At 74.0% G+C, this 12,438-nt stretch carries 9 protein-coding genes; 7 read left to right on the top strand and 2 right to left on the bottom strand.

The genetic code is table 11. The features are described 5' to 3' along the window. The first annotated feature begins 66 nt into the window (after positions 1 to 66). From ABT053_RS05990 to ABT053_RS06010, 5 genes are all read left to right on the top strand, one after another. Complete coding sequence (locus ABT053_RS05990) at positions 67 to 2,511, top strand: dipeptide ABC transporter ATP-binding protein (protein ID WP_350967758.1); 2,445 nt, start codon at positions 67 to 69, stop codon at positions 2,509 to 2,511. Positions 2,512 to 2,552: 41 nt separating this feature from the next. Beyond that, on the top strand, positions 2,553 to 3,437 hold the full coding sequence (locus ABT053_RS05995; RefSeq protein ID WP_350967759.1) for an alpha/beta fold hydrolase: 885 nt from the start codon (positions 2,553 to 2,555) through the stop codon (positions 3,435 to 3,437). Further along, positions 3,434 to 4,465 carry a 2-oxoglutarate and iron-dependent oxygenase domain-containing protein gene (locus ABT053_RS06000; protein ID WP_350967760.1) on the top strand — a complete coding sequence of 344 codons (1,032 nt, stop codon included), beginning with the start codon at positions 3,434 to 3,436 and terminating at the stop codon, positions 4,463 to 4,465. Before ABT053_RS05995 ends, ABT053_RS06000 begins: the two co-directional genes overlap by 4 nt. 4 nt (positions 4,466 to 4,469) lie before the next feature. Continuing rightward, the gene (locus ABT053_RS06005; RefSeq protein ID WP_350967761.1) at positions 4,470 to 5,240 is read left to right on the top strand and encodes a DUF427 domain-containing protein; all 771 of its coding nucleotides are present in this window, start codon (positions 4,470 to 4,472) and stop codon (positions 5,238 to 5,240) included. A 234-nt stretch (positions 5,241 to 5,474) separates the two neighbouring features. Then, complete coding sequence (locus tag ABT053_RS06010; protein WP_350967762.1) at positions 5,475 to 6,884, top strand: dihydrolipoyl dehydrogenase family protein; 1,410 nt, start codon at positions 5,475 to 5,477, stop codon at positions 6,882 to 6,884. 254 nt (positions 6,885 to 7,138) lie between these two features. On the opposite strand, the gene ABT053_RS06015 is transcribed toward ABT053_RS06010, so the two are convergent. After that, positions 7,139 to 8,302, bottom strand: coding sequence for an acyl-CoA dehydrogenase family protein (locus ABT053_RS06015; RefSeq protein ID WP_350967763.1), 1,164 nt, complete (start codon positions 8,300 to 8,302; stop codon positions 7,139 to 7,141). 420 nt (positions 8,303 to 8,722) lie between these two features. Next, on the bottom strand, positions 8,723 to 9,838 hold the full coding sequence (locus tag ABT053_RS06020) for a M24 family metallopeptidase (protein WP_350967764.1): 1,116 nt from the start codon (positions 9,836 to 9,838) through the stop codon (positions 8,723 to 8,725). 258 nt (positions 9,839 to 10,096) lie between these two features. Between ABT053_RS06020 and ABT053_RS06025 the strand changes: the two genes are divergently transcribed. Next, a complete protein-coding gene (locus ABT053_RS06025) occupies positions 10,097 to 11,284 on the top strand; it encodes a PP2C family protein-serine/threonine phosphatase (RefSeq protein WP_350967765.1) in 1,188 nt (395 codons plus the stop codon). A gap of 8 nt (positions 11,285 to 11,292) precedes the next feature. Next, positions 11,293 to 12,204: a 5'-3' exonuclease gene (locus ABT053_RS06030; protein WP_350967766.1), complete on the top strand. Its 912-nt coding sequence runs from the start codon at positions 11,293 to 11,295 to the stop codon at positions 12,202 to 12,204. Positions 12,205 to 12,438: the final 234 nt, after the last annotated feature.

Below are 12,438 nucleotides of genomic sequence, written 5' to 3' on the forward strand. Positions count from 1 at the left end.
CCCGGGTCCCGATCCGGTGGCTCCGGCGAATCCGGCGAAGGCGGACCGGCGGGCCGGGGACTGCGGGTGACGGGGCTGTCGGTCTCGTACCGCACGGCGCGCGGCGAGGTCCCGGCGGTGACGAACGTCTCCTTCGACGTCGCCCCGGGCGAGACGTACGGGATCGTGGGCGAGTCGGGGTGCGGCAAGACCACGCTGAGCCGCGCCCTGGGCCGCCACCTGCCGCCGGGCGGTTCGATCACCGGCGGCGGGGTGACCGTGGACGGCGTCGAGGTGCCGGCCCTCTCCCCCGCTGAACTGCGGCGCTGGCGGACCACCTCGCTCGCCGTCGTGCACCAGGAGGCGGGCAGCTCGCTCGACCCGACGATGCGGATCGGCGCGCAACTCGCCGAGGTCCTCAGGCTGCAGGGACGCGGCCGGGCCGAGGCGCGGCGGGAGGCGGTCGCACTGCTGGCCAGGGTACGGCTGCCCGACCCGGCCGCGATCGCGCGGCGCTACCCGCACCAGCTATCCGGCGGCCAGCAGCAGCGCGTCGTGATCGCCGCCGCGCTGGCCACCCGCCCACGGCTGCTCGTCCTCGACGAGCCGACGACCGGCCTGGACGCGACGGTGCAGCACGAGATCCTCGACCTCCTCTGGGCGCTGCGCGCGGAGACGGACGCGGCCGTGGTGCTGATCAGCCACGACCTGGCTCTGGTCGGGCGCCTGTGCGAACGCGTCGGCGTCCTGTACGCGGGTCGCATGGTCGAGGAGGGCCCCGCGGCGGAGGTGATGGCGAGCCCGCGGCACCCCTACACCTCGGCGCTGCTGGCGAGCGTCCCCCGGCTGGGCGTCTCCCGCCACGCGCGGGAGCTCGCGGCCATCCCCGGCCGGCCCCCGGTTCCCGGTGAGGAGGTCGGCGGGTGCGCGTTCGCGCCCCGCTGCGCCCTCGCCGACGACCTCTGCCGGAAGAGGACGCCCGCGCTGGAGCCCGCCCCGGGCGGACGGCGGGCCCGCTGCCACCACACCGACCGGCTGCTCGCGACACCCGGCTCGCCTTTCGAGGAGCCATCCGACGCACCCGGTGCGCCCTTCGCAGAGCCGCTCGATTCAAGCGATTCGACTGGTTCTAGCGGTTCGACCGGTTCGCCCTTGGAGCCGACCGGCCCGGCCGACGGTACGGACGCCCCGAGCGGGGTGCCGCTGCTGGAGGTACGCGGCCTGACCAGGAAGTACGGCCGGACCATCGTCGTCGACGGGGTCGACCTGACCATCGGCCGCGCCGAGGTTCTCGGCCTGGTCGGCGAATCGGGCAGCGGCAAGACGACCCTGGCCCGCGCCGTCGCCGGGCTCGGACCGCGGGGAACGGGGACGATCGCGCTGCACGGGCGGGAACTGGCCGCGACCGTGGGACGGCGCGACGCGCGCGACCGCCGCCGCGTCCAGATGGTCTTCCAGAACCCCGAGACGTCGCTGAACCCCAGCCACACGGTCCGCGCGATCCTGACCAGGGCGGTCCGCGGGCTGGGCGGCTCCCGCACCGCCGCCGAGCTGGCCGCGCGGGCCAGCCTGGACGACCACCTGCTGGACGCCCGTCCCGACCGGCTCTCCGGAGGCCAGAAGCAGCGGGCCGCGATCGCCCGCGCCTTCGCCGGGGACCCCGAGCTGGTGGTGTGCGACGAGCCGGTCTCGGCCCTCGACGTGAGCGTCCAGGCGGGCGTGCTGCGGCTGCTGTCGGAACAGCAGCGGCTGACCGGGACGTCGTACCTGTTCATCTCGCACGACCTCGCGGTCGTCGGCTACCTGGCCGATCGGATCGCGGTCATGTACCGCGGCCGGATCGTCGAGGAGGGGCCCGCCTCGCGGGTGCTCGCCGGTCCGCACCACCCGTACACCGCCTCGCTGGTCGCCGCCTCGCGGGCCCGGCTGGACGACCCGGAGAGCATCCGCCTCCCGGCGGGAGAACCGGCGGAAGAGCCGGTAAAGGAATCGGCGGAAGAGCGGGTGGGGTCCGCGCGAGCGGGCGGGATCACACGAGAGAGCGAGCCCGCGCGAGCGCGCCCGAGCGGGTGGGCGAGCCGGATCCGGTGGGAGCGCGCGGCCGGACGGGACGGCGTCACCAAACGGAAGGACGCCAACGAACGGAAGGGCGTCAACGTATGGGAAGGCGTCAATGTACGGGAGGGCGCGACCGGGTGCGGGTTCGCGGCTCGCTGCCCGCTGCGGATCGAGGGGCTCTGCGACTCGGTGGACCCTCCGGTGGCGCACACCGGCGACGGCCACACGGTCCGCTGCCACCTCGACACGGGCGACCTGCCGGACACGGGCGACCTCCCGCGAACCGCCGTCCCGGTGACGGCTCCCGGCGACCGAGGCACCCGGCACGACCCGCCCACCCGGGACGCCAAAGCCCCCGGGGACGCCCAACACACCCCGGCCACCCAACACGCCCGGCACACCCATGACACCCGCGACGCCCAAGACAGCCGAGACACCCAAGACACCCGAGACAAGGAGGACGGATCGCCCTAGAACACGCCCCGCTTTTCCCACCAGCCCGCACGGAGGCACCAATGTCATCGAAACTCGCGGTACCCGAACAGGAATTCGCCCTGCTGCCCGAGATCGCCGAGAGTCTCGGCCTGACCGGCCCCGATCCGCACCGCATCCAGCGCCGCTGGGTCACCGTGGTCAGCGGCGGCCACGTCAGCGGCGTCACCTGGGACACCGGCCCGGCCGAGATCGTCCTGCTGCACGAGGCCCGCCGCAGCGCCCGCTCCTGGGACCGGCCGCTGCTCGCGCTCGGCCGCCCGGCCCTCGCCCTGGACCTGCCGGGCCACGGCCGGTCGGGCTGGCGCGGGAACGGCGTCTACTCCCCGCGCAGGCTCGCCCCCGCGGTGAGCGAGGCCATCCGGTCCTTCGCCCCCGCCTCGAAGGTCGTGGCCGGCGCCGGGCTCGGCGCGCTGACCGCGATCGCGCTCACCGCCCGCTCGCCCGACCTGGTACGGGCCCTGGTGCTGCTGGACACCCTCCCCGGCGCCCCGGCGGAACCGGGCGTCGCGCCGGCCCGCCACGCCTCCAGGGAGGAGGCGCTCGACCGGCTCAGGGAGGCGAGGCCGGACGCCGCCGAGGAGGAGCTGGTCGCCGACGTCCGCTACGAGCTCGTCGAGGAGTCCGACGGGACCTGGACCTGGCGCCACCACCTGGGGAACCTGCCCGCCGAGGCGGCGGCGCACCTCGGCGACGAGACCCTCTGGGAGCAGCTGGAGGTCCTCTCCGGGTACGAGGTGCCCATCCTGCTCGTACGTCCCGCCACCGGTGCCCGGCTGAGCGACGCCTCCGCGGGCGAGCTCCTGCGCCGGGCCCCGTCGGCCCGGCTCGTCACCGCGACAGGCCCGGCCGAGCAGGCCGCGGTGCTGCGCGAAGCGCTCGACACGATCCAAGGGAGAAACGCATGACCGCCCAGATCCCCGTCATCGACCTCGAACTCGCCCTGAGCGACGACGCCCCCGAGGAGCTGATCGCCTCGGTGCGCGCGGCGGCCGAGCAGGTCGGCATCATCCAGGTCGTCAACCACGGCGTACCCGCCGAGCTGATCGACGACTTCCACGACCGGATCGGCCGCGTCCTCGCCCTGCCCAGGGAGGAGAAGGCGAAGCTCGCCAGCCCGACCGGGCACCCCTACCGGGGCTGGCGGCAGTGGCCCGACGACTTCGGGCGCCTGGAGCTGGAGCGCTTCAACATCGGCCAGTTCGACACCGTGGAGGAGGCGAAGGCGGCGGGGCTGTCGGAGGAGTACGCGCAGCTGTACGCCCACCCCAACGTCTGGCCGCCGCAGGAGCCCGGCCTGGCCGCGGTGACCAGGCTCTACCACGACGCCTCGGTACGCGTGGCCGAGCGGGTGCTCGACCTCTACAGCCGGGTGCTCGGCGTGCCCCTGTCGACGTTCCCGATCTCCGGGCGCCCCTACTACACGAGCTTCGTCGTCAACGACTACCCGACCTGGACGCACGAGGACACCGGGACGGACGACGACAAGCTGCTCCTGCTGGAGCACGCCGACGGTTCGGCGCTCACCGTGCTGCACCAGCGCGGCGACTACGCGGGACTGCAGGGCCAGGCGCCCGACGGGAGCTGGATCCCGGTGCCGATCGTGCCCGGAGCCCTGCAGGTCTTCTCCGGCCACATCCTCACCAAGTGGACGAACGGCCGGCTCCGCCCCGGACGGCACCGCGTCGTCGCGGGCGGCACGGTCACCCGGCGCTCCACCGGCGTCTTCTGGCACCCCAGCCTCGACACGGTGATCGAGCCGCTGGAGCCGTTCGTCGGCCCCGAGGGCAGCGACTTCGAGCCGGAGCTGCTGTGGGACCAGGCCGGTGGGCAGGTCGAGGAGTACCTGCGGGTGTTCGGCCGGCCGGACCAGATCGCGGCCTGGCGCGAGCGCAGGCCGTACGTCGCCGAACTCGCCGAACTCACGGAGGCGTAGGCCGATGCCCGCGTCGGGAACGTTCAACTGGGAGACCAGCGAGCGGTGGGTACGCGGCACCAGGGGCGACGTCACCGTCGTCGACAGCCGCCACCCGGTGCTGGTCTGGGAGGCGTCGCACCCGGTGCCCCGCTACGCCTTCCCCGAGTCGGAGGTCCGCTCCGACCTGCTGCGTCCGGCCGCCGCCCCGCCGACCGGCGTCCACGAGGGATCCACGGTCTTCCACGACCTGGTGATCGGCGGCGAGACCGTCGCGAACGCCGCGTGGCGCTACCCGGCCCTGCCCGGCCACATCGCGTTCGAGTGGTTCCAGCACGGCGGCGAGGTGCTCGAACACTGGTACGAAGAGGAGGAGGAGATCTTCGTCCATCCCCGCGACCCGTACAAGCGGGTCGACCCGGTGCCCAGCTCGCGGCACGTCAGGGTCGAGATCGGCGGCAGGGTCGTCGCGGACACCCGGCGCCCGGTGCTGCTGTTCGAGACGGGCCTGCCCACCCGCTACTACATCCCCCCGGAGGACGTGAACCTCGACCTGTTCGAACCGACGGCGACCAGCACCCGCTGCCCGTACAAGGGAGTCGCCTCCTACTGGTCCACGCGCGAGGGCGGGCCCGTCCCCGCCGACGTGGCGTGGGCCTACCCCGACCCGATCCCGGCCGCCGAGAGGATCAGGGATCACGTCGCCTTCTACAACGAGGTCGTCGACATCGTCGTGGACGGCGTGAAACTCGAAAGACCCGTCACCCTCTTCACCGAGCGCCTGCTGGAGGCCTGAGGGCACGGGGCCGGGCGAGCACCCGCCCCCCTCTCCTTTCTCCCGGCCCCGCCCGCGGTTCCCACCGCGGGCGGGGCCGTACGCGCTCCACAGGCACCCCCAGGCGGCTCCGCCCCTGACCCGCCGAGATGCGGGGCGTGTCCCCGGCCCCGGCCGGAGGATGCGAAGCTGGTACGACCGGCGTCGCCGGGGGCGACGCGCGGCCGATGGCCGGTTCTGTGTGGGAGGTAAGTCGTGTCGGACGAGTTCGACGTGGTGGTTGTGGGCGCGGGGCCCGCGGGCGAGAACGTCGCCGACCGCGCGGTCAGGGGAGGGCTGACCGCCGCGATCGTCGAGAGGGAGCTGGCCGGCGGCGAGTGCTCCTACTGGGCGTGCATCCCCAGCAAGGCGCTGCTGCGCCCGGTGGACCTGGCCGCCGAGGTCTCCCGGGTGCCCGGCCTGACGATGGGCCCGATCGACACCGCCGCCGTGCTCGCCCGGCGCGACGAGGCGGTGTCCCACTTCGACGACGCCGGCCAGGTCGAGTGGATCAGGAGCGTGCCCGCGGAGTTCGTACGCGGGCACGGGCGGCTGGACGGCCCCGGGCGGGTCGTGGTGACCGCGAAGGACGGCTCGGTCCGCACGCTGACCGCCCGGCGGGCGGTCGTGCTGGCCACCGGCACCGGCGCGACCGTCCCGCCGATCCCCGGCCTGGCGGAGGCGTCGCCGTGGACGAGCCGCGAGGTGACGGCGGCGAAGAGCGTGCCCGGACGGCTGGCCGTGCTGGGCGGCGGCGTGGTGGCCTGCGAGATGGCCCAGGCCATGCACGGGCTCGGCGCCCGGGAGACGACCGTGCTGGCGCGCAGCGGGCTGCTCGGCAGGATGGAGCCGTTCGCCGGGGAGCTGGTGGCCACGTCGTTCGCCGAGGCGGGCATCACCGTGCGCACGGGCGTCAAGGTGGCGAGGGTCGAGCGGCCCGTGCCCGGCGGCCCGGTGACGGTCCACCTGTCCGAGGGCCCCCCGGTGGAGGCCGACGAGCTGCTGGTGGCCACCGGCAGGCATCCGGCGACCGATGACATCGGGCTGGAGACCGTCGGGCTGGAGGCCGGGAGCACGATCGAGGTCGACGACAGCATGCGCGCCACCGGCGTCCCCGGCGGCTGGCTGTACGCGGTGGGCGACATCAACGGCCGCGCCCTGCTCACCCACATGGGCAAGTACCAGGCGCGGGTGTGCGGCGACGTCATCGCGGCGCGGGCCAAGGGCGAGCCCGACGAGCTACCGGGCCTGCGCGACACGGCGGACGCGTACGGCGCGCCGCAGGTGGTCTTCACCGACCCGCAGGTGGCCTCGGTCGGCCGGACCGAGGCGGAGGCCCGCGCCGAGGGGTTCGACGTCCGCGTGGTCGAGTACGACCTGGCCAGGGTGTCGGGGGCCTACCTGCAGGGCGACGGCTACCGGGGCAGGGCCAAGGCCGTCGTGGACGAGCGCCGCCGCGTCCTGCTCGGGGTGACCTTCGCGGGCCCCGCCGTGGGCGAGATGCTGCACTCCGCGACGATCGCCGTCGTCGGCGAGGTCCCCCTCGACCGGCTCTGGCACGCCGTGCCGTCCTACCCCACGGTCAGCGAGATCTGGCTGCGGCTGCTGGAGACGTACGGGCTCTGACCCCGCGTCCGGGCCGTGGGGGCGCCGCCTCCCACGGCCCGGACCGCCGTCACCGTCGCCGGGACCCCCGGCGAATCACCCGCGCGCCCGCGTCGCGGACGTCATGAACCTCGTGGACGTCACGGACGTCACGGATCTCGTGAACGTCGTGGATCTCGTGAACGTCGTGGATCTCGTGAACGTCGTGGATCTCGTGAACGTCGTGGATCTCGTGAACGTCGTGGATCTCGTGAACGTCGTGGCCGTGGCGGCCGTCACCGCCCGGCCTTCTCCGCGTCCTTCGCGAGGGCGCGGCCGATGACCAGGCGCTGGACCTGGTTGGTGCCCTCGACGATCTGCAGGACCTTGGCCTCCCGCATGAGGCGCTCGACCGGGAAGTCCTCCACGTACCCGTAGCCGCCGAGGACCTGGACCGCGTCGGTGGTGACCTTCATGCACATGTCGGTGGCGAAGAGCTTCGCCATCGCGGCCCGCGTGCCGTACGGCCGGCCCGCGTCGCGCAGCCGGGCGGCGTCCAGGTAGAGGGCGCGGGCGGCGGCGATCTGGGTGGCCATGTCGGCGAGCATGAAGCCGACGCCCTGGAAGTCGATGATCCGCGAGCCGAACTGGCGGCGCTCGGCCGCGTACGCGGTGGCGGTCTCGAAGGCCGCCTGGGCCACGCCCACGGCGCAGGCGGCGATGCCGAGCCTGCCGCCGTCCAGGGCGGCCATCGCGATCCGGAAGCCCTCCCCCTCGGAGCCCAGCAGGGCCTCGGGCGCCAGCCGCACCCCGTCGAAGCGGACCTGGGCGGTCGGCGAGGACTTCATCCCCATCTTCCGCTCGGGCGCGCCGAACGACAGCCCCTCCGTACCCGCGGGCACGTGGAAGCAGGAGATGCCGCGCGCGCCGTCGGCCGAGGTGCGGGCCATCAGCGTGTAGAAGTCGGCGGCGCCGCCGTGGGTGATCCAGGCCTTCACGCCGTCGACGGTGTAACCCCCGTCCCCGGGAACCGCCCTGGTCGCCAGCGCGGCGGCGTCGGACCCCGACTGCGGCTCCGACAGGCAGTACGCGCCCAGCCACTCGCCGCCCAGCATCTCGGGAAGCAGCGCGGCCCGCTGCTCGGCGGTGCCGTAGGCGGCCACCGGGAAGCACGACAGCGTGTGGACCGACAGCCCCAGCCCGACGGCCAGCCAGCCCGCGGAAAGCTCCTCGATCACCTGCAGGTAGACCTCGTACGGTTGCGCCGCCCCGCCGTGCTCCTCGGGGTAGGGCAGGCCGAGCAGCCCGGCCCGGCCGAGGGTGGTGAACACCTCCCGGGGGAAGTGCCCGGCGGCCTCGTCGGCGGCGGCCCGGGGCGCGACCTCCTTGCCGATCAGGTCGCGGACCAGGTCCAGGAGGTCATGGGCGTCGCCGGTCGGCAGAACGCGCTCAACGGTCATCTGAGTCCTTCCAGCGTGGAGACCCGCCCCAGGGTTCGCGGGGAGGGGGTCGCGCCCGCGTGCTCCGGGTCCCGGCGCGGAATCCCGGCTCCGGGCCCCGGCGCGGACGGCGAGAGGGCGGCCGGGATCACCGGCCACCCCGATTCTGGCACCCGCCGCGCACCCGCCGCCACGCGACCGTGCCCATGCCTGTATGCACGCTTGTGTCCGTGCATGTGCCCATGGCCGTGCATGCACCCATACCAGTGCCCGTGCCTGTGTCCGTGCCTGTGTCCGTGCCCGTGGGCCGTCCCCGCACGACCGGCCCGAAAACCATCGGCTCGAAAACCACCGGCCGGGAAGCCGCCGGGCCGGAAGCCGCCGGGCCGGAAGCGATCAGCCCAGAAGCCACCGGGCCGGAAGGCACCGGACCGGGAACCGCTAGACGATCACCAGCTCGCGGGGGCGGTGGTTGACCCGCTCGCCGCCCTCCTCGGTGCAGACGAGGATGTCCTCGATGCGGGCGCCGTGGGCCCCGGGCAGGTAGATCCCCGGCTCGACGGAGAAGGCGAAGCCGGGCGCGAGCGGCTCGGCGTTGCCCGCGACGATGTAGGGCTCCTCGTGGGTCTCCAGGCCGATGCCGTGGCCGGTGCGGTGGATGAAGTAGTCGCCGTACCCCTCGGCCGCGATCACGTCGCGCGCGGCGGCGTCGACCGCCTCGCACGTCACCCCGGGGGCCACGGCGTCGCAGGCCGCCTGCTGGGCGCGCCTGAGCACCTCGTAGTACTTCATGAAACCGGCCGGGGGCTCGCCGACGGCGTACACGCGCGTGGAGTCGGAGCAGTAGCCGTCGGGCATCTGGCCCCCGATGTCGACCACGATCGGCTCGCGCTCCTGGACGACGCGGTCCGACAGCTCGTGGTGCGGGCTGGCGCCGTTGGGCCCGGAGCCGACGATGACGAAGTCGACGGTGGAGTGGCCGGCCGCGATGATCGCCTCGGCGATGTCCCTGCCGATCTCGCGCTCGGTCCTGCCGGCCCGCAGGAAGCCGGGCACCTGAGCGTGGACGGCGTCGATCGCGGCGCCGGCCTCGCGCAGCGCCGCCACCTCGGCCGGGCTCTTGCGCATCCGCAGCCCGCGCAGGACGGTCCCGGCGAGCACCTGCTCGGCGCCGGGGATCGCGTCGCGCAGGCGCAGCGACTGCATCGCCCACATCCGGTCGGCGAGGCCGACCTTGCGGACCGCGCCCAGGCGCCTGCCGACGGCCGCGTACGGATCGTCGGTCTCGTCCCAGGGGACGAACTCGACGCCGAGCCGCGACGCCGGGGAGTGCTCGGCCGCGGGCAGCTCCAGGCGGGGCACCATCAGGAACGCCTCGCCCCTGACCGGAAGCACCAGGCAGGTGAGCCGCTCCAGCGGCAGTGCCTCGTAGCCGGTCACGTAGCGAAGGTCGGGGCCCGGCGTGAGCAGCAGCGCGTCGAGCCCGGCGGCGGCGGCCGCCTCTCGGGCGGCGGCCAGGCGGGTCACGGGATAGAGGTCAGAGGACTCCGTCGTCACGCCGACCAATCTAATCCCGCCCGGAACGGCGATGCATCCGGGCCCGGCCCGGAACCCGAAAGTCAGGGAAAGGAAGGCACGAAGGCGACTCCGCCACTACAATCTGTTGAAGTACGATCACATTTTGTTGGCAAAATATCCGTAAAGCCACACATTTCGAGAGCGAGCTACATGGTCGGCGTAGTGGGCGGCCACCAGCCACCCCTCCACCCACGAAACGACCACGTGACCGGTCCGGCCCCGTCGACCGCCGCTGAGATGGTGCAGCGGTCGCGCGGCGAGCCCGACGAGCACATGGCCGTGGAGCGACACCTCCTCACCGCACGCCTGGCGCACGCGGAGCGCATGGGCGAGATGGGCTGGGCCGAGTGGGATCTCCAGACCGGAGAGACCACCTGGTCCGACCAGGCGTACACCATATTCGGCCGCGCCCCCGGCGACGGCCCGATCCACCTGCGCGACCTGCCAGGTCACGTCGAGGAGGACGACCGGCCCGACCTCGACCGGCTGCTGTGGTCCGTCGCGCACCGGGCCGAGGGCGGGGAGACCGAGTTCCGCATCCGCCGCGACGGCGAGCTGCGGCACCTGCGCGCCGTGCTCGACCCCGTCGTGACCGGCGGGCGTCCCGCCGCCGTGCACGGCGTCGTGCAGGACATCACCTGCCGCCGCCGCGCCGAGCGGATCATGTCGGAGTCGCGCAGCAAGCTGCTGCGGGTCCGCGAGCAGGTCGCGGAGGAGCACGACATGAGCGTGGCGCTGCGCGAGGCGATCATGCCGGGTCTGGGCGACACCATCGACCTGCCGCACGCGCGCATCGCGGTCCGCTACGTGGCGGCGGGGGTCGAGCCCGGCCTGGGCGGCGACTGGTACGACGCGGTCCCCCTGCCCGACGGCAGGGTGCTGCTCGCCATCGGCGACGTGTCCGGGCACGGGATGCCCGCGATCTCCCAGATGGCCCAGCTTCGCCACGCCCTGATCGGCCTCGCGATGACCGGCCACTCCCCCGACAGGCTGCTGGCCTGGCTCAACGACCTCGTGCTGCACCGGATGCCCGAGACGACGGCGACCTCGGTCGTCGGTCATCTCGATCCGGCCACGAGGATGTTCACCTGGGGGCAGGCGGGGCATCCGGCACCGATTCTGGTCCGCGACGGGACGGCCACCCAGCTCGACCCGCCCGCCGGGGTGCTGCTGGGCGCCACTCCCGACGAGCCGTACGAGCTGGCCGGGGTCGAGCTGCGGGAGGGCGACCTGCTGTTGCTGTTCACCGACGGGCTGGTGGAGCGCCGCACCCGCGACATCGACGAGGGCCTGGCGCTGACCATGAAGGCCGCGGCCCTGCTGAGAGGTGACCTCGACGACGGGCTCGACCGGCTCATCGAGGTGATCGGCGGCCCCAACCCCGAGGACGACACCTGCGTCCTGGCGATCGGCGTGCTCGGCTGATTGGTTAAATGGTCGCCATGCCCGGCCTGATGCTTCTCGACACCCCTTCGCTGTACTACCGCGCCTTCTACGGCATCCCCGAGTCGATGACCGCCCCCGACGGGATGCCCGTCAACGCGGTGCGCGGCGTCATCGACATGATCGCCATGCTGGTCCGGCGGCACTCCCCCGCCGAGCTCGTCGCCTGCATGGACGCCGACTGGCGCCCGGCCTTCCGGGTGGCGGCCATCCCGACGTACAAGACCCACCGGGTCGCCGAGGGCGGCGCCGAGGAGACCCCCGACACGCTCGCCCCGCAGGTCCCGGTGATCGAGCGGGTGCTCGACGCGGTGGGCATCGCCCGGGTCGGCGTGCCCGGCTACGAGGCCGACGACGTGATGGGCACGTTCACGGCGCGGGCGAGCGGCCAGGTCGACATCGTCACCGGCGACCGCGACCTGTTCCAGCTGGTCGACGACTCCCGGCCGGTCAGGGTCCTCTACACCGCCAGGGGGGTCAAGAACCTCCAGCTGGTCGACGAGGCCGCCGTCGCCGAGAAGTACGGCGTCCCCGGCCGCTCCTACGCCGACTTCGCCACCCTGCGCGGCGACCCCAGCGACGGGCTGCCGGGCGTGCCGGGGGTGGGCGACAAGACCGCGGCGGCCCTGATCACCCGGTTCGGCTCGCTGGAGGCGCTGCTGCGCGCCGTCGACGGGGGCGAGGGGGGCGATGACCTCACCGCCGGGCAGCGCGCCAAGCTGTCGGCGGCCCGCGACTACCTGCGGGTGGCCCCCGAGGTGGTGCAGGTCGCCCGCGACGCCCCCCTTCCCGAGGTCGGCATCGCGCTTCCTGCCAAGCCGAGGGACCCGGAGGCCCTGGCCGCGCTGAGCGAGCGCTACGGCCTCTCCAGCCCGCTGGAGCGCCTCGCCTCCGCGCTCTGACCTGGCCCCCGGCCCGCCCGTGAGCGCGCCCGGCCCGCCGCCCCGTCGTCCGGTTCGGTCCATCGTGGGCCGGCCCGGCCCCGTCGTCTCCGTCATCCGGTCCGGAGCGCCGCCGGTCGGCCCGGCCCCGCCGCCCCGTCGTCTCCGTCTCCCGCGTCCGGGCTCTGACCTGGCCCCCGGCCGTGCCGCTCACCATTGCCCTGACCGGCCTGTGGGGTGGCCCGCCGGGAGCCG

It is taken from the genome of Streptosporangium sp. NPDC002524, assembly GCF_040295985.1.
In the GTDB taxonomy this organism is placed as follows: domain Bacteria; phylum Actinomycetota; class Actinomycetes; order Streptosporangiales; family Streptosporangiaceae; genus Streptosporangium.